General features: G+C 46.6%; 16 protein-coding genes. 11 read left to right on the forward strand and 5 right to left on the reverse strand.

Annotated features, from left to right (window positions below):
* Positions 1 to 90 precede the first annotated feature (90 nt).
* The gene (locus FJM74_RS15700; RefSeq protein ID WP_187263581.1) at positions 91 to 657 is read right to left on the reverse strand and encodes a helix-turn-helix domain-containing protein; all 567 of its coding nucleotides are present in this window, start codon (positions 655 to 657) and stop codon (positions 91 to 93) included.
* A 349-nt stretch (positions 658 to 1006) separates the two neighbouring features.
* Positions 1007 to 1816: a hypothetical protein gene (locus tag FJM74_RS15705; RefSeq protein WP_187263582.1), complete on the reverse strand. Its 810-nt coding sequence runs from the start codon at positions 1814 to 1816 to the stop codon at positions 1007 to 1009.
* Positions 1817 to 2330: 514 nt separating this feature from the next.
* Between FJM74_RS15705 and FJM74_RS15710 the strand changes: the two genes are divergently transcribed.
* The 8 genes from FJM74_RS15710 (at position 2331) to FJM74_RS15745 (ending at position 12893) form a co-directional block, all read left to right on the forward strand.
* Complete coding sequence (locus FJM74_RS15710) at positions 2331 to 3185, forward strand: helix-turn-helix domain-containing protein (RefSeq protein WP_187263583.1); 855 nt, start codon at positions 2331 to 2333, stop codon at positions 3183 to 3185.
* Positions 3186 to 3733: 548 nt separating this feature from the next.
* On the forward strand, positions 3734 to 4195 hold the full coding sequence (locus FJM74_RS15715) for a hypothetical protein (protein WP_187263584.1): 462 nt from the start codon (positions 3734 to 3736) through the stop codon (positions 4193 to 4195).
* 62 nt (positions 4196 to 4257) lie between these two features.
* Positions 4258 to 4554: an AraC family ligand binding domain-containing protein gene (locus tag FJM74_RS15720; RefSeq protein WP_187263585.1), complete on the forward strand. Its 297-nt coding sequence runs from the start codon at positions 4258 to 4260 to the stop codon at positions 4552 to 4554.
* A 637-nt stretch (positions 4555 to 5191) separates the two neighbouring features.
* Entirely contained in the window at positions 5192 to 7186 is a 1995-nt protein-coding gene (gene ftsH / locus FJM74_RS15725) for an ATP-dependent zinc metalloprotease FtsH (protein ID WP_187263586.1), read from the forward strand.
* A 495-nt stretch (positions 7187 to 7681) separates the two neighbouring features.
* The gene (locus FJM74_RS15730) at positions 7682 to 8422 is read left to right on the forward strand and encodes a cupin domain-containing protein (protein WP_187263587.1); all 741 of its coding nucleotides are present in this window, start codon (positions 7682 to 7684) and stop codon (positions 8420 to 8422) included.
* A gap of 81 nt (positions 8423 to 8503) precedes the next feature.
* Positions 8504 to 9022, forward strand: coding sequence for a DUF488 domain-containing protein (locus tag FJM74_RS15735; protein WP_187263588.1), 519 nt, complete (start codon positions 8504 to 8506; stop codon positions 9020 to 9022).
* A gap of 630 nt (positions 9023 to 9652) precedes the next feature.
* Entirely contained in the window at positions 9653 to 10405 is a 753-nt protein-coding gene (locus FJM74_RS15740; RefSeq protein ID WP_187263589.1) for a chemotaxis protein CheB, read from the forward strand.
* Positions 10380 to 12893, forward strand: a complete 2514-nt coding sequence (locus FJM74_RS15745) for a CheR family methyltransferase (RefSeq protein WP_394353898.1) — start codon at positions 10380 to 10382, stop codon at positions 12891 to 12893. The genes FJM74_RS15740 and FJM74_RS15745 overlap by 26 nt, the downstream gene beginning before the upstream one ends.
* Positions 12894 to 13148: 255 nt before the next feature.
* Here FJM74_RS15745 and FJM74_RS15750 read toward each other — a convergent pair whose 3' ends face one another.
* Positions 13149 to 14099, reverse strand: coding sequence for a cation diffusion facilitator family transporter (locus tag FJM74_RS15750; protein WP_187263591.1), 951 nt, complete (start codon positions 14097 to 14099; stop codon positions 13149 to 13151).
* A gap of 399 nt (positions 14100 to 14498) precedes the next feature.
* Here FJM74_RS15750 and FJM74_RS15755 point away from each other — a divergent pair, with 399 nt between their 5' ends.
* The 3 genes from FJM74_RS15755 (at position 14499) to FJM74_RS15765 (ending at position 16522) form a co-directional block, all read left to right on the forward strand.
* Complete coding sequence (locus FJM74_RS15755) at positions 14499 to 14960, forward strand: helix-turn-helix domain-containing protein (RefSeq protein ID WP_187263592.1); 462 nt, start codon at positions 14499 to 14501, stop codon at positions 14958 to 14960.
* A complete protein-coding gene (locus tag FJM74_RS15760; protein ID WP_317175567.1) occupies positions 14957 to 15628 on the forward strand; it encodes an IS630 family transposase in 672 nt (223 codons plus the stop codon). Before FJM74_RS15755 ends, FJM74_RS15760 begins: the two co-directional genes overlap by 4 nt.
* Positions 15629 to 15973: 345 nt before the next feature.
* Positions 15974 to 16522, forward strand: coding sequence for a cysteine hydrolase family protein (locus FJM74_RS15765; protein ID WP_187263593.1), 549 nt, complete (start codon positions 15974 to 15976; stop codon positions 16520 to 16522).
* Between the two features lie 110 nt (positions 16523 to 16632).
* On the opposite strand, the gene FJM74_RS15770 is transcribed toward FJM74_RS15765, so the two are convergent.
* The gene (locus FJM74_RS15770; RefSeq protein ID WP_187263594.1) at positions 16633 to 17220 is read right to left on the reverse strand and encodes a GNAT family N-acetyltransferase; all 588 of its coding nucleotides are present in this window, start codon (positions 17218 to 17220) and stop codon (positions 16633 to 16635) included.
* Positions 17221 to 17332: 112 nt separating this feature from the next.
* A complete protein-coding gene (locus tag FJM74_RS15775) occupies positions 17333 to 18478 on the reverse strand; it encodes an LLM class flavin-dependent oxidoreductase (RefSeq protein ID WP_241739199.1) in 1146 nt (381 codons plus the stop codon).
* Positions 18479 to 18709: the final 231 nt, after the last annotated feature.

Genomic DNA, 18709 nt, shown 5'->3' on the forward strand with positions numbered 1-18709 from the left:
TAAGCACCCTCGATGGCTGCAAGCAAGGCACAAAGGTGAGGAGAATGGAAAGAGAATATTTTATATACTTATTCCAGTTTGTATCAAATGTTACAGGTTTTCGAGCACGCCCTCCCGTTTGCTTTTTATGTGCCTGTAAAAGGAAGGGGAGAGGCCTGTCACTTTCTTAAACTGGCTGGACAAATGGGCCACACTGCTGTAATGCAGGCGATGTGCGATTTCGGTAAGGGAGAGCTCATCATAAAAAAGCAGTTCTTTTGCTTTCTCTATCTTATGGATAATAATGAATTGCTGAATGGTAATGCCCTTGACCTCTGAAAAGATGTTGGCCAGGTAGTTATAGTTATAGCCCAGTTGCTCACTTATGTAAACAGAATAATTTACCCTCGGCTGTTCTTCCGAAGCATGGATCATATCGGTGATGAGCGTCTTTATCTTATCGATCAGTTTGCTTTTGCTATCGTCGAGCAACTCCAGGCCGGCTTTGTGCAGGTTTTCTTTTAGCTGTTCCAGCTGAATATCCGTAATGTCTTTGTGAATTTCCACCAGGCCCAGGTCCACCACCACATACTCTGACTGTAATCCGAGCTTTACGAGTTCTTCCTGCACCAGTGCCTTACAGCGACTGCTGACCATGTATTTAATGTATAATTTCATTTACTTGTGTTATGTGCACACTCAGATCCGGGAGTATGGTACGGCGTTGCTGCTGGAAATAAAGTAGAACCTAAGGCGATTGATGAGCAATGAGATCAGGATTTTACAGTGATATGTAAAACAGGCTCTAAGTATATACACCTAATACGTTAGTTCTCCAACATTAATTCATAAACCAGTAAAGTATATTAAAAACGACAAGTCAGAAAGGTGTTTGCGTGTGATATTGTGCGCAGCATTTCCGGGCGTAAACCTGAAAGCGCAAAAAACCTTGGGAGTAAGAAAGTTTGCTGTAGGGCGTTGTGGTGCCGGAGGCTGCAGCTGCCTGCCTCAGGTTAGGAAGAGGCATTTAAGGCCTGAATGTTTCAGGGCTGCGCTGAGCATTCCTGAAAAACATGACTACTACCGCCAGGGCCACCACTGCCAGGCATATCCAGGCGGCCGTACTGATCTGAGTGCTCTCGGCCAGGTTGAGTTCCCGGTGCTTTATCGTGATGCCGTAAAGCGCCCAGATGCCCACCAGGCCGATAACTGGGTTTTTCCTGGAAAAGACCACAAACACCACGAGCAGCGTGGCTGCCACAATCATGATGATGGCCCAGAGCGCCTCGCTCAGACTAAAACCATCCCAGCCCAGCCCAGCCAGGGCAGAGCTGATGTTCGCAACAGTGGCGAAGATGATCCAGCCGAAATATAAACTTAGCGGCACCTGCGTAAACCAACGGGAGGCTGCCGAGCGCCTGGCATCAAAAATGCCCAGCCGCAGGTGCATCGCCAGCAGCGTTAGTAGCTGAATCAGGATGAGTACCACTGAAAGTACCAGCCACTCGCTTACCCAGGCAATAGTCCAGGCGCCGGTCGCCAGGTTGTTGAGCATGAACAAATACCCCAGTTGCTGCAAGTCTACATTAGCTTCATGGCTGGCGGGTTCTTTAAAAGCTTTGATAAGATGATAGATGCAAAAGGCGGATAATGCCAGGTAAATGAGGCCCCAGATCGAAAAGGTGATGCCTGCTGGAGTGAAAAGTGCCGGATACTTATCAGATACTTCGCCGATGGTCTGGCTATTGAAAAGCTCCAACTGCGTGAGCTGCGAAGGGACCAGATGAAGCAGGAAAAACACGGTGTTCAGTATGGCCAGCGTCTTGATATTTTTCATAGTAGATAGGATTGTTTCTGGATTTTATACACTACGCAAGCTGCCGGCATTTAACTAAGCATCCATAATTATTTCTGCCGCGTCCTTACTTTGAAGAAGAAAAACCAACCTGGAAAGGCCTTGCTGCAGAATAAAGGATTGTTTTGTTAGGAGGAGAAATCGGCCCGGGAACCGGATGCCCGGATCAGGCACAGATCAGTTTGCCGGGGAGCAGAAGTAGCCACCCGGCTACTACTAAAATTGAATTATTTGAATCAAAAAGGCCCTCCGGAGCTATACTTCCTACTCCTGCACCTTCCTAAAGTGCTAGCAGGTACGACCTTCCATGTTGACGCCACAAATTCCGGAGAGAAGAAAAGCCACCATTACTTAGCTGGTTACTGCAGGATTGAGTATGTTTGATCCGATACCGCCTGACACAAGGAGGAATAGCAGAGAGGTGCCCCCATTCAGGCATTTTCAAGGTTCAAAAAAGCGGCATAACAAAGCCATAGAATGTGCGTTACTTGGTGACATGAAGACAATACCTTATATCGAATATACTGAGATAGAAGCCTCTGCTACGAATCAATGGTATTACATGTCTCATCTCGGCGATGCCTGTGCCGCCATGGATTCCCACCGCACTTCAGCCTATGCTATCTGCCTGCTGAGCAAAGGCGAGATTCAGGTAGAATCCGACCTATTTGTTCAAAAGGCTCAGGCTCCGGCCATCTTCACCATTGCCCCCTCAGCCATCCGCAAGTTCACCGACCTTGGAACAAGCTATGACGCCAGGATATTCTTCTTCCGCAAAGAGGTTTTTCTTAAAGGCCAGGCCGATGTCCATTACCTCGATAAATTTGATTTTTTTGAGAAAACAGGGCAACAGGTAGTCGCGCTGGATTCGGATCAGTACCAAAAGTTCAAGACCTACTTTGATCTGGTCCATGAAAAAATTCTTGACACCGCGCCGCACACGTCCGACATTATTCGAAGTTTGATTTATATTGTTCTGCACGAACTAGAAGACGTTCACCAAAGCCGAAGCCCTGACCCGGCCCCTCCCGTAGATAGAGGCAACCATATTCTTTCTCAGTTTAAGGCGCTCCTGTCCGAACACTTCATCCAGGAAAGGCAGGTGTCTTTTTACGCAGATAAAATACACCTGACACCGAAGTACTTTTCGACGGTTATCAGGGAGGTCAGCGGTAAAACAGCCGGCGAATGGATCAACGAGATGCTCCTGCTGGAATCCAAAGTACGGCTGCAGAATAAAAAGCAGACCATTGCCCAGATTGCCTACGATCTTAATTTTTCGGACCCATCCCACTTTGGCAAATTTTTCAAGAAACATGCTGGTATAAACCCCCTGGAATACCGAAGCTAATTTTTGCCTCATCCGACTTTTATACCAGTTCTGCCTACTTCCGGCCCTTCCGGGAGGCTGCTTTAGGAGGTACCTTTGTACTGCGATTATAGACGGCGACTTAACTCCCAGGAAATCGAATTTGTACGGCCATTTGCTGCAGGACACAAGATGCAGAAAATAAGACGCAGGATCTTTTCATAATCAGAACAAAGCAAATGTTGAGTTCCGATACGTTTTGCCACTGTCTATAATACATAACGATAACTCTTAAAGAGGTGTAGCCATGAAAATTTTTCAAGAATACAAAAAGATATCTGGTAAAGCCGCATTTCTGCCGGGGCTCATGGTGCCGGTGTTCAGCGTTAAGTGCCGGCAGGTAAAGTCAGGTGCAACACGGCCAGTCCTGTAGTAGCGGCATCGGCAGCAGAGGGCTCCGGGGGGGCATTTTGATTCGCATAATTCAGAAACAGAGAGGCTGCCTGCTGTTAGCTGCCAAAGCGACACTTCTTTGTAATGCCATAAGACGAAATCAGTTAAATTATTATACAACTTAAAATAAATTCCACATGAAAACCAGGATCATAGCACTTCTTTCCCTGTCAGTTCTATTGTTCGGATGTGAAAGCACCTCCGATAAAACACGGGCAGGAGAAGTAGCAGCACCAGTAGAAGAGCATCACAGCCACGAAAACAGCGATCAGGCGCTTGAATTAAACAACGGAGAAAAATGGCTGGTCAATGACGAAATGAAACCTTTTGTGCATAAATCTGAGCAAATCCTGCAGGATTACAGCGCTGCAAAGGCAACAGACCATGTTGTTTTGGCCGAACAGTTGAAAAATGAAAACAATGCCCTCATAAAAAGCTGTACCATGACAGGCAAAAGCCACGAAGAGCTGCATAAATGGCTTCATCCTCACATGGAGCTGATCGAGGCCCTCAGCAAAGAGGCTGATAAAGAGCAGGCCAGCATGCTGGTCTCAGATCTGAAAACATCCTTCAACACGTATCATGCTTATTTTAAATAATCGGCGGCAAATTACGACGAAGTGAGCCGGGCGTATTTCAAAACACTTTAAAACCACAACCTATGCATGTTGTAACCAATCCGAAGGTTAAATTATTGGCCGAAGGGAAATCACTTGTAGGGAAGGAAATGGCTGCCAGGGCAGGAGTTTTTATGCCAAAGCACCTGGCATCCAGGGAGTCTGTACTCGTAATACAGGAGGGGGCCTGCATAATACACCTGGAAGACGCTGCTCAAACCCTGAAACAGGGCGATGTTTTTATAGTGCCGGCCCAGGTTATACATCAGATAGAAACAAAGCAAGCATTCAGGGCGGTACATATTATGCCCATTGATATAGCATTCGAATTTTTTAAATAATGAGCATGCGGGAAGAGACGGCAATTCACCACCTCTTCCCGCATGCTCATTATAAGTCGGCATGTTGCGTTGAATAGTCAGGCGGCCACTATCGGGTGTTTTCCCCTCTCCTTTCGTCGGCAGGAACTTAGGCCGGGAAGAGGTATTGTTACTTACAGAATAGGCAAACTGCCCACACGATTGGTAGCTGAAGCCGTTCGGGCAGCTTATGTGCCTATGGCGGCAGGTCCTGCAAACCCCTTGGGGCTGATGCCGGGAAGTTTATGCTCTTGCAGAAATATTAGGTAAAGCTTTTTACAACGTTCCCGGCCTAAGCGCGTTATTTACAGAGGTTTAGGAGCATGTGCTTTCTTCCTATGTAAGGTTCAGGCCTGAAGAATAGACCGCAAAAGGCCGAACTGCTTAAACGGGTACGGGGGCAGGGCAAAAGAAAGACTTCAGGAAGCACCGGGGCAAAACTGTCCCGAAGGGAAAACATGCCGCAGGAAAAAGACATTTGTTAAGTTATAGGGTCCTTTTCTCAGGCAGTACTATGCTTCCGTATAGGAAAGGAAATGCCGTGGGATTGTCTTCCAAACTACTTTAAGGCATGCACCCCTAAACATTTATATTCAGATAAAAGCGCATTTACCTGATCATGAAAACAACGGCACAACAAACAGGAAACAAATCCTCGCCACTCAACGGCACTCCGCCCGCTACCGATAACAAAAAAAGCCCGATGCCTCCCGGCAGAATCTGGTTTTGGTTTCTGGGGCTGCTGCTGCTCAACTACCTGCTATCCCGAACATTTTTCCCGGAAGCCGAGCCAACCAAGATTCCTTATACACTATTTAAGGAAGAAGTGAGCAACAACAACGTAAAGGCGATTTATACCAAAGGCGAGTTAATTTCGGGGCAGTTTATTGATACCGTTAATTACAGGCCCCAGGATGCAGACAATGACCCGGAGAATGAGGCGGTATCCGTAAGAGACTTTGCCACGATCGTTCCTTCCTTCGTTGATCCGGGTCTCGAAAATTTGTTGATTGAGCACCGGGTTGAGATACGGGCCGAGCCGATTCAGGAAGGGGCCAACCCGCTGGCGTCGTTTCTGATACTCTTCGGACCGGCGCTGTTCCTGATTGGTTTTTATATTTGGATGTACCGCCGGGCAAAAAAACAGGCCGGCATGGGCATGGGCGGTTTTATGGGCATCGGAAAAAGCAAGGCAAAACGCTTCGATAAAAGCACGCAGAAACGGGTAACTTTTGAAGATGTGGCCGGCATTGATGAAGCCAAGAACGAACTGGTGGAAATCGTGGACTTTCTGAAGGACCCCGATAAATATACGCGCCTGGGCGGAGCTGCTCCCAAAGGCGTTTTGCTGGTGGGTTCGCCAGGTACCGGCAAAACCCTGTTGGCCCGGGCAGTAGCAGGGGAGGCAGGAGTGCCATTTTTTTCTATGAGCGCCTCTGAGTTTGTGGAGATGATTGTGGGTGTGGGGGCCGCCAGGGTGCGCGACCTCTTTAAACAGGCGCGGGAGCATGCACCGGCCATTATTTTTATTGATGAATTAGACTCGATAGGCCGGGCCCGGGGGCAACACGCCATTGGTGGCGCCAGCGAACAGGAACAGACCCTAAACCAGATACTGACCGAAATGGATGGCTTTGATAGCAAGGAAGGCGTTATTGTGTTGTCGGCAACCAACCAGCCTGATGTGCTCGACAAGGCCCTGCTCCGGCCCGGCCGCTTCGACCGGCGCGTGGTAGTGAACCTGCCGGATAAAGTAGGGCGGGAAGCTATTTTACAGGTGCACACACGAAGCGTGCCGCTGGCGCCAGAAGTACAGCTGGCAGAAATTGCGGCCTCAACGCCGGGCTTCTCCGGAGCCGATATCAGAAACCTGGTAAACGAAGCGGCCCTGCTGGCCGCACGCCGAAACCAGGATACGGTGAACTTAAAAGACTTTTTTGATGCCCTGGAAAAGATTGTGCTTGGCCCCGCACGTCCGTTGCTGCTTAGTTACCAGGATCGGGAGCGGATTGCGTATCACGAAGGCGGCCATGCCATTCTGGGCCTGGTGGTGGCCGGCGCAGACCCCGTAAACCGGGTTACGATTGTGCCACGCGGTCAGGCGCTTGGCGTCACGTATCAGCAGCCCGACGGTGACCGCTACAACTATCCGGAGGAGTACCTGCGCGGCAGGATCGTTGGTATTCTGGGAGGAAGGTCGGCCGAAGAAATTGTATACGGCAACCGTACCACCGGTGCCGAGAACGACATAGAACAGGCAACCAACTTAGCCCGTTCCATGGTTACCCGCTGGGGCATGAGCGCTAAGCTTGGCATGGTACAACTGGCTCCCCGCCAAAACCGATACCTGGGAGGCGGCATGGATGGGTACACAGGAGCCAAACCATTTAGCGAGGCCACCGCAGAAGCCATAGACGAAGAAGTGCTGCGTATTATTCATGAGGCACATGAGGAGGCACAGCGCTTACTAAGACAATACCGGAAGGAGCTGGATGCGCTCGCCCATGCGCTGTTGGAACGTGAAACCCTGGATGAGCAGGAAATACTGCAGGTAACCGGGCTTCCGCCAGCTCCGCCACTCCGGAACCAAAAGGTCATAGAAGCGATTCCCTGAAAATGAGGGCTGCTCAAGGCATCGCCTCCTCTTATCGTAATCAGACTTGGCTGCGCTTCGGGCAAAAGGACGCGGGTATCCGGACGAGCAGGCCGCATTATGCTTTTTGGAGAAATTAAAAAAACAACCGTTGAATTTCCGGATTTGTGTCGCTGGCTCTATAAAAACCCACTATAGCTGGGGATGCCTGACTTCCTTTTGCAGAGTGCCTTAACCGCCGAAACAGCTTAAGCTAAAAGGATGTGACAGACAGCTGGAAATCCGTTGCCCTGCTGGCTGCAGATCCCGGACACCTTGCATGAGGAACTGCAAGACTCCTGCCACTTCAAACACCAGAATTCAGACTCAAGCGGCGAAACAGCGTAGTACAGAATAAACAGTCTTACGGAACATGAAGGACTGGAAAGCCAGACCGGCACTAACGGTGAGGTTGGCTTTTCTCCTTTTCTACAGACTGGTTTAATTTACCTACAGCCACTAAAAAAGTAAATTGCTATGAGCACCATGACCACTGTCTCACAGGTATTGAACAACCTCAAGAAAGAGGGCTATAACGTAGACTTCAACCTGACGGAGAATTGCCTGATCTGTAACGGAAACTCGCTGCAGATTTACCCTGACGAGTTTGTGGTGGACAGGCATTACCGTTTTGAAGGAATGACTGACCCGGGCGATGAGGCCGTGGTCTATGCTATTTCTTCTGACAAACACAACGTGAAAGGCGTTCTGGTAGACGGGTACGGGATCTACAGCAATGCCCTGACCAGTGAGCTGATACAGGCGCTGCGGTATAAGACCTCCTCCAGTTCTGCAAATGAAGATGCAACTGCCCCCCAGGAAAAATTTACGGAGGCCACGCCACAGCGGCCAGTCGGAGATCGGCCACTGAATGCGGCGCTGGTCGAAATGGATCTTCACCTTTTCAAAAAGCAGATAAAAGAAGAAGAAGCCTGGCAGAAAAGCGACCGCAATGCCATCACTATCTTTAAGACAAACAGTTTGCGCCTTGTGCTGGTTGGCATGCACCAGGGAGCTGAGATGAAAACGCATACTGCTCCCGGTATTATTACGCTACAGGTGCTGGAGGGGAAGATCCTTTTCACCACAGAAGAACAAACCGTCGAGATGGGAGAGCGGCAGATGCTGGCGCTTCACACAGGCATACCGCATAGCGTGGCAGCCATCGAAGAATCCGTTTTCCTGCTGACGCTCGCTATTCCAAACTCCGAAAAGTAAAGGCCTGCATGCCTGCAGCCGTAGCCTGATAATGCCGGCCACTATGTTTCCGAACCACTCTTAAAATATACTAGAACCAAGATGGCAAAAGACCTCAACACCATCTGGACTTTTGGTCATTCCACCCGAAGCCAGGAAGAATTTGTGGCTGCGCTCAGCTCGTTTCAGATGGAGGTGCTGGTGGATGTGCGCCGCTATCCGGGTTCCAAAAAATTCCCGCACTTCAATGTTTCAGCTTTGGAGACCTACTTGCCAGAGGCAGGTATCAGGTACATGCCCGTACAGGAGCTGGGTGGCCGCAGAAAGCCTCGGCCAGACTCTCCTAACATTGCCTGGAGAAATGAGGCCTTTCGTGGCTATGCTGATTATTCTGAGACAAAGGACTTTGAAAATGGAATAGCCAAGCTGATGGAGATCGCTTCCCAGAGCAGAACTGCCTACATGTGTTCCGAAGCCGTGTGGTGGCGGTGTCATCGTGCCATCATCTCAGATTATCTTAAAGAAAGAGGATGGACCGTAAGTCATATTATGGGGGAAGGGGTAGCGAAAGAACATCCTTTCACTTCGGCTTACCTGGATAGACATCAGTTAAAAGAATAGCTTTGGTGAGTTTATACTTTTGGTATGCTTCGAGCCAATTCGTACACCTGGTGTTTCCTTTTAATATACAAATAAATCAGATCGGTTATTGACAGCAACACAACTTACCGGAATTAAACCTTAGATTTATTTAAATCTGACAATCAAAGCGAAGCTTCCATTGTCTTGCGGCTTGTGCTCTGTTACAGATCGCGGTGCCATTTCAGCTCCCGGAAAGTTAAGTTGCGGTCTATCCCTGGCTCAGGAACCGGGTACGTAAAAACCAGAAATATAGTAGTACCTCGCCAAATTAGAAATTATGGCAAATATGCCTTTTGGCTGCTTTAAAAGCATTAAACCTTTCTAAAAATCAAAATGCAGGAGCAGTAGTTAAGTCAGGTCAGATCATTGGCTTTTATGCTTCAGCTAAGCTTACGTGCTTATTAAATTCTTTATTGCTCAGATCTGTTAGCTATCCATAAAAAGATCCCCTGGCTGATGCAGAAAATATCAGAAGCCATTTTCTGCGGTGAAGGACCCAAATCAAATTTGTCATATTGCACATAATGACTGTGAAATTGGTTAACTTCAAGAGAATCAGGTAGATTTTAACCTTGATGTAGGCTCCTTACTCTTTATTTAACTAGTATCATGAAAACTAAATCAAACACTAATCGCAGTAGCCCCCTAAATCCTGTTCAGCCGGAAAAATTTATTATCGGCATTGGTGCCTCTGCAGGAGGTATGGAGGCTATTCATGAGCTCTTTGATCATACGCCGTCTGATGCTGTCTCTTATGTCATTGTGCAGCATCTTTCGCCAGATCACAAAAGCTTTATGAAAGAACTGCTGGTAAAACATTCCAAACTGAAGATATATGTTGCAGAAAACGGAATGAAAGTGATTTCTAACTGTGTGTATGTGTTGCCTGAGGGAAAAATCATGACGATTACGGATGGTAAACTGATGCTGAAGAACAGGCAAAGATCTACGCCCAACTCAGCGATTGATATATTTTTTAACTCGATGGCAGAAGACCTTGGCAACAAGAGCGTTGCCATCGTGCTTTCCGGAAATGGATCTGACGGTACTAAAGGCATTGAAGCTATAAAGAAGGTTGGTGGTATGGTGATCGTGCAGGATCCTCAGTCAACAAAGTTCAATAGCATGCCCCTGAGTGCCATTGAATCCGGTTATTACGATTATATACTAGCACCCAAGCAAATTCCTCTACAGATCGTTAAGTACATACAGCAAAAGACCTTAGCCTGTAATTTTTCGCATCCGCTCTCAGAAGCCAACGAAACAGCCCTTTCAGAAATTAAAACATACGCCTTTAGACTTTTCAGAATACAAACGGGCAACTATTATAAGAAGAATCACGAGAAGAATGGTAGCCAATAATGCGGAAACTATTGGTGATTATATCCAGATGTTGAAATCCGATCCATCTGAAATAGATACTCTCGCCAAAGAGTTCTTAATAAGCGTTACCAGATTTTTCAGAGATAGTGAAGCCTTCGACGTAATTGCCACCAGGGTGATACCGGAAATAGTTGAAAATAAATTGCTGGTAGACGTGCTGAAAGTATGGGTGATAGGTTGTGCCACGGGAGAAGAGGCCTACTCTTTAGCCATACTGCTAAAAGAACATCTGATAGAGGTGAAAAAAGACATTGAAGTGAAAATATTTGCTTCGGATATTGACAAAGAGGCACTGGCAAAAGCCTCCAAAGCCATTTATCCCCAAAGTATCAGCAAAGATGTTTCGGAAGAGCGCCTGAATAACTTTTTTACCAAAGTCGGCGACGAATATAAAGTCAGGGATAACATCCGGAAGATGATCATATTTGCTGAACACGACATTATCCATCAACCGCCTTATGGCAAAATCGACCTGATCAGCTGCCGCAACCTGATGATCTATTTTAATCCGACTTTGCAGAGAAAAATATTTGCCACCCTTGCCTTTTGTCTGAACGCAGACGGTTATTTGTTTCTGGGCCCTAGCGAGGGGCTGGGCTCTTTAGAAGGTTCTTTCAAAGAGATTGACAAGAAATGGAAGATATACCTGAACACCGAAAAGAATGCCGTGCTACAGTTTAAAGCCTACGCGCCACACCATTTAGAAGTAAAGAAGCTAACTTACTCAACGCTTACATTAAAGCCTTTAAAAAATAGTGTATCTGCCAGTCTGCCGGCGCTTCTGTATAAATCGACGCTGGAAGAAGCCAGGTTTTTGGCGGGAGTATGCGTGGATGAAAACAATAAGGTGATGCTGCCATTCGGTGATTTTGAAAAATTCCTGCTGCCGAAGCTTTTCAATGATAATTTGCTCGAGCTTCTGCCTGCTGAGTTGGCCATAGCGGCAGGAACCTCCATTAAGAAAGCGATTAAGGAAAACGCTAAAGTGGCAGTTCAGGAAATTTATTTTAAAGTTGACCAGCATATTCGGTCAGTCAACATGCTTGTAAAACCTTTGCTCAACGAAAACACAGCCGATCATAAGGTCATTGTCCTATACTTTGCTGAAGGAGAAGTAGACCGAAATACCAGGCAAAGTGTTGAATTATTTAATAAAGAAACCCATACCAGCAGGTATTTGTCCGATCTGGAATCAGAGCTTGCGGAAACGAGAAAAAAGCTTGCGGAAGCACATGTATACCTCGACGAATCCAATAGCAATATTCAATCCTATAACGAGGAATTGCTTTCCGGCAATGAGGAGATGCAGAGTTCCAACGAAGAACTGCAGTCCATGAATGAGGAACTAAATACCGTAAATCTTGAATATCAGTTGAAAATAAAGGAGCTGGCGGAGTTAAACGATGACCTGCATAATTACTTCAGAAGCACGTACATTACGCAGATTTATGTTAATAATGATATCGTACTGAAGAAGTACAACCCGCTCACCATAAAACAAATAAATATTAAGGAAGCTGATATCGGGAGACCTTTGGCAGACATTTCCACCAATATCAGGTTTTCTACTTTGATAGAGGACATACAGGAAGTAATTGATACCCAGTTAATTAAAGAAAAGCCAGTCGAAACAACGGATAGCAAATGGTATTCGATGATGATAGTACCTTATATCAGATCGCAGGACAATAAGACGGATGGGGCAGTTATCACTTTTAGTGATATATCTGAGATTACAGAATCTAAGAAAATCATACAGGAAAACAATAGAAGATTAGTAGAGATCAATAAAGAACATGATACATTTATCTATTCGGCTTCACATGACCTGAAGGCACCTGTCAATAATATCGAAGGACTCCTTCATCATTTAAAATCGACTGACACTCCGGAGGATAAAAAGGTAATTATTTCCCACCTGGAAAAATCTGTCATTAGATTAAAGGAGACCATTAGCGAACTATCCGATATTACCAGGATCGAAAGTGAGATTGATGAAGCTGAAAAGGTAAATGTACCCAGGCTTTTGGAAGAGGTGAAAATGGGATTAAGTGATGCGTTAGTAGCATCCAACGCAACTATTAACGTTGCTTTCGAAGAAAATGAAATCAATTTTTCCAGAAAGAACCTGCGGAGTATCTTTTTTAATTTACTGAGCAACGCTTTAAAATACAGGTCTCCGGATCGTCAGTTGGAGGTAACAATTAAAAGCAAAAGAGTAGCTGATTCAATTATATTGTCCTTTGAAGATAACGGCATTGGTATAAAACCGGATAAAATCAGAGACATATTTACGAAGTTCAGGCGTGTTCATAGTAAAGAAATTAATGTTGAGGGCGAAGGGATAGGGCTGTATCTGGTAAAAAAGATCATTGGAAATGCAGGTGGAGACATAAAGGTAGAAAGCAGTTTTGGGCAAGGGTCGTCCTTTTCGATCTGTTTTAATAACAGTGCTAAGGGCCTGTGATGCAGGCCCCTTTGGAAAGGAACCTTGTTTGGGAGCTATGGTGAGAGCATAGCGCAGCAGGACGCCCTATAACAGGGTCTTAAACGGTCAGCAGAAGGATGAACCGGCCTTGGCAAGGTAATTCCCTTTACTCCGGAGCTTCTTTATGGCGTAGGTAGTTCGAGTAAACCCCAATACCTCTTACGCAACAAGAAAACAGATGTACTTGCAACCAAAAAGCATAGGCTTCACAATTGGGGCCAACCGCAAAATCTATCAGTGAGCATGGTGGTGGTGACCGGACGATTCAGGTTGTACGGTACACAAGACCGAATTGTCGTGCAGATGAGCAGGCGTTTCCAATTGAATGGTAACATGATGAACATTTTGATGCTCAAGGTCTTGTTCTATCCGGCGGAGGATCTGTTCGCTCTCATAAATGGTCAATCGTTCATCTACTACCGCGTGGCAGGAAAGGGCATTCAACCCGCTGGTAATGGACCAGACATGTAAATCGTGCACGCTGATAATGCCTTTTGCTTTTTGAATTGTTTCAATTACGTTCGCCATGTCTACGTTCTGTGGGGTGCCCTCCATCAGCACATGAATGGCAGCTTTGGTTACAAAATACCCGCTGCGTAAGACGAGTGCGGCAACAACAACACTGGCCAGAGGATCTGCCCAGCCCCAGCCGAAGACCATGATGAGCAGTGCGGCCACAATGGCGCCAACGGAACCAAGCATGTCGCTGATCACATGCAAATAAGCTCCGCGCATATTCAGGTTCCCTTTTACATCGCCGCCACGCAACATGATCCACGCAACCAGCATGTTCACCAGTAACCCAACGGTGGCGATGATTAGCATGCCGCCGGGGGCGATCTCAGGGAGGTTCCGAAACCGGTCGATGGCCTCATAGAATATATAAAAGGCTACCAGTAGAAGGGCTACCCCGTTAAGCACAGCCGCTAATATCTCGATTCGTTTATACCCGTAAGTATTTCCATAGTTAGCCGCTTTTTCTCCGACTTTAAAGGCCAGCAGGGCAATGGCAAGCGATATGGCGTCGCTCAACATATGACCCGCATCTGCCAGCAAGGCCAGGCTATTGGTAAGAAATCCGCCAATAACCTCCACAAGCATGTATAGGGTGATTATACTCAGGCTTATGGCTAAGGTCTTCTTATTTGCACCATGTGTATGGTTGTGTCCGTGATCGTGTCCCATTTCTGCCAGCTAGTTAATTTTAAACGGATCTATATTAATTCCAGGATTACACGATTGTAATAAAGGAATATCCGGTCCAACCTGTTTTGTATGTCAAAGTTACGCATACAGTCCCTGCATTTCAATTGCTTTGTTTTCCGCTTCACCGGTCACAACTGCTGCTAGCAATCCTGCTCTACGCTTGTATTCTGAAGTCATTCGGCAGCAAGCCCTCGTTTGTGCGCCTGCCGTCTCCTTCTGTCGTGCGGGCCGGAGCAGAAGAGGTCTCTGAAGGGCTGTTTTGATTAGAATAATTTCAGCATACTGCCTCCTTTCGCTTCTCAGACTAGTGCTGCTCCAATTTAATTTATAGAACTAAAAGTTCATTGCTATCCTTTTATAGGAAAAGGAGGATGCAAAATGGGGAAGCGACTAGATAAAGTAGCGTTAAGCGCAGCAGAAAAAGCCTTGCTGAAGAAGCTCCTCAGCAAGGGCAAGCATGCCGCACGCCAGGTAAAGCGGGCACAGGTCCTGCTCCACCTGGACAAGGGGAGACCTGCAGGCGCCATAGCTCAGGCGGTAGGCGTGAGTGTGGCCACCGTCTACAACGTGCACGGCCGCTACCTTACCCATCGGCTTGGCGCTCTTGAGGAGAGGCCTCGCCCGGGCCAGCCGCGCAAGGTGACGCCCGAGGTGGAGGCGGCCGTGACACGCATCGCCTGCAGCCAGGCGCCCGAAGGGCATGCCCGCTGGACGGTCTGGCTGATAAACGAGCGGATCGTGCGCCTGGGGCATGAGCTGCATGATGAGTCAGTGCGCCTGATCTTAAAAAAAGCAAGCTCAAGCCCTGGCTCAAAAAGCAGTGGTGCATCGGCAAAATAGATGGCCGCTACTTGGCTAATATGGAGGATGTGCTGGAATTGTATGAGCAGGAGCCAATCGTAGGCACGGCCAGAGTTTGTTTTGATGAGAGGCCTTGTCAGCTACTGGGGGAAGTAGTGGAGCCGCTGCCCATGAAGGAAGGCAAGCCAGAGAAGCAGGACAATGAGTATAAGCGTAACGGCACGGCTGTTATTCTGTTGGCTTATGACATAGACACAGGCCAGCGGTACGTGCAGGTAAGAAAGCAGCGAAAGAAAGCAGACTATGCGCAGTTCATGGAGTGGCTGGCAAAGGAGCATTACGGGCATGCAGAGCAGATAGAGCTGGTGCAGGACAACCTCAACACCCACAGCTACGGCTCCTTCTATGAGCACCTGCCTGCCGCTGATGCCCGGGAGCTGGCCCGCAAGTTCAACTTTCATTTCACGCCTAAGCATGGCAGCTGGCTCAACATGGCGGAGATAGAGTTCTCTGTGGTGGCAAGGGAGTGCCTGAGCAGGAGGATTGGGAGCCTGGATGTACTGGAAAGGGAAGTGCTAGGCTGGAGTGAGAGGCGCAACAGCAAAGCCAGTAAAATCCATTGGAGCTTCACTGTCGACACCGCCAGAGAAAAGCTGGAGAAACAGTACCACAAGGTAAATACTGACAACCACTTGTCTAATAATTAATTTGGAGAAGCACTAGCCCGACTATAGGTACTTGCATGTATCTGTAAAGCATTACATGTCAGTTTACTGATTCTGGTTTTGCTTATAAGATCAATATAGCCAATTCATTGGTAGCGTCTATTATAATGCAAGACGATAGTATTTTAAGGGGAAATACTTTCTGAAAATTAATCATGCATTAAATTGAAAATCAGGATACCCTAGGATTTGAGGGTAAGGAGGGTAACACAGTAAAACCGTTGCTATTTATCAAATTGGTAGGTATCAGTTAAGTAATGGTAGAAGGTGTGTATGGGCGACATGGTACCTTTGTAGTAGCATTTCATTTAACAACACAGAAATAATATGAGTAAGAAAGCACTGCTTGTCATAGACATACAGAATGACTATTTTGAAAACGGAGCCTGGGAACTGGAAGGACCGGTAGAAGCGAGTTTAAATGCACGCAAGGTCATTGATCACTTCAGAACGAATAATTTGCCGATAGCACATATCCAGCATTTAGCAGCTGATGTTCACATGCCTTTTTTTCAACCGGATACAGCTGGCGTGGAGATCCATGAAAATGTAAAACCATTGGAAAGCGAAAAGCTTGTTCAGAAGTATTACCCAAATAGCTTCAGAGACACAGACCTGCTGGAGTATCTGAAAGCCAATGATGTGACTGAAGTGGTGGTTACAGGTATGATGACACATATGTGTGTAGATGCTACGACTAGAGCTGCAAAAGACTTTGGGTTTGAATGTACCGTGATCGGTGATGCCTGTGCTTCATGCGATCAGGAAATTAACGGGAAAGTAGTGAAAGCTGCCGACGTACATCATGCCTTCTTAGGCGCTCTTTCCTTTTTCTATGCAAACGTTCAGGATACAGATGAATTTCTGGCTGCTTAGTTTAAAGAGTCGTTAAAATCATTAAAAAACCTCCTGCCAAATTAATGGTAGGAGTTTTTTAATTTTCCTTTGAATACCCGTTAGCAGAATCTCAGGCAAAGCACCAGGAATTAAATTTTCTTACAGTAAAAGAGTGTTCTGTAATCTTCTTCAACTATGCTAGCATTGGCGTTATCAATACAAAGAACTTCCTCAAATCCTTGTTTAGGATAATACTGGTGATTACAGCTTGAGTCTGTCCATAGGTACATTTTGTCTTTGCCTTTCACCTGAGCCTCCTCCATAAAATGATTCAGAAGCTTAGTGCCATAACCTCGAACATTACTGATAAATAAAGCAAGTTTTATGTCGTTATCACTTAAAAAGGTGGCCAGCAAATCATCAGATTTAACAAGATAATCCTTTTGATTGTTCATGGTCAAAAGCTCTGAATCCTGGAGGTCATTTTTCTGCAGCGCTACCCATTCCAAAGCATTATTTGTGTCATTTTTCTCACAACCGAGTAAAATTGCTTTTATAATTCCATCTTCAACAATCTTATATCGGTATGCATTTTCGTAGTAATTTTTCCGTACTATAAATTCACTGACTTTCCTTATAAAAGCATCTGACTGACCAGGATAAGCTTCTTTCCACGCTTCAAATGCTAATTCATAGACCTGTGGCAGGTCGCTATTGTATAATTTGCTAATCTCCATTTAAAACTGGTTAATTCAAAAAATAAGGTATTAAACATGGAATTTTTTCTGGATGAAACCTGCGCAGGTAAGATCAACTTAATTTTTGCGGTTTCCTGATCCAAAGTCATTTTCATTTAAAAACAGGCATCTGGTAAGCATCAGCGATCAGTTCGGCCGAGCGAAGTATCCCTTTCGGTGAGTGTCCGAGATTCACGATCATCAGTTCGTCTGGCCCCGATCGTTTCTGAACTTCATTGAGACTCCTGACAACCGTTTCGCCTGTTCCAGAGAACATTTTATTTCTCCAGCTTTCCATGATAATCTTTTCCTGAGCTGTATAGGCATACCTGGCAAGATCTTCAGGAGAAGGCATGACATATGACAGGCCTTGCATCATACGCATCATGCTGTGTGCGAAACTCTCCGTCTGCAAAAGTGCTGCTTCTTCGGATTCGGCTGCATACACGGCAAAGCACGCCAACGTGTGTGGTTTTTCTAGTACCTCCGAAGGATTGAAATTCTTTCTGTACAAGTCAAAGGCCATCAGCAGGTTTTCGGGCGCCAGCTGTGCTGCAAATGCAAATGGCAACCCCATTTTCCCTGCCAGCTGGGCCGAATAACCCGACGATCCGAGTAACCACACAGAAGGGCGGGCAAAGGACCGGCCAATGCCGTTTTGGCGGTCTTGCCCTGGCCCCGGAACCGCCCATACCTTATCTTTGTAGGGATCATCCTCAGTGAAGTCATCATCCAAAAATTGGAGCAGTTCCTGCAACTGTTCGAGGTAGTTTTCGGCGCCAAAACTATGGCCTCTTCGCAGCGCCGTGGCAGTATAGCCGTCAGTTCCGGGAGCGCGACCAATTCCCAGATCTATCCTGCCTGGCGCCATCGCTGCCAGCATACCAAACTGTTCAGCAACTACCAACGGTGGAAAGTTTGGCAACATCATTCCGCCAGCGCCCAGTCTTATATGCTTGGTCTCTCCGATTAAACTGGAGAGCATCACCGCTGGCGAAGTAACAGCAATGGCCGGCATGGAATGATGCTCAGCTACCCAATAGCGGGCAAAGCCCCGGCGGTCGGCAAATTTTGCCAGCTCAATGCTGTTCTGTATACTTTCTACAGCAGAATACCCTTGCCCTGTAACGGCAAAATCGAGCAGCGACACTGGGACAGGAGCATTTCCTGTTTTTGTTAACGGTCGGAAAGCAGCCGGTTGTTCTCCTTTTAAGGTATTATTACTTTCAGTCATTTCTTTTGTCAATTCTTTTGGCATCAAAATCCGTTGCAAAATTAACTAGACGCAAGAATTGGGCTTCTATCAGGAATGTCCTGAATCCTACCATTTTGATTAGGACTATACCGAACTACAGTTAATTTAATCTACGCTGTAGTTGCATTCCAATTAAAAATCCGTATCTGAAGAAGGAAGCCAGCAGTTATAACCGATGGCCGAAGGAATCAATAGGCGTGAGGTACATGGATTGGAAGATTCATTTTTTATAAA

Origin of the sequence: Pontibacter beigongshangensis (assembly GCF_014332515.1) — a bacterium.
Taxonomy (GTDB): Bacteria; Bacteroidota; Bacteroidia; order Cytophagales; family Hymenobacteraceae; genus Pontibacter; species Pontibacter beigongshangensis.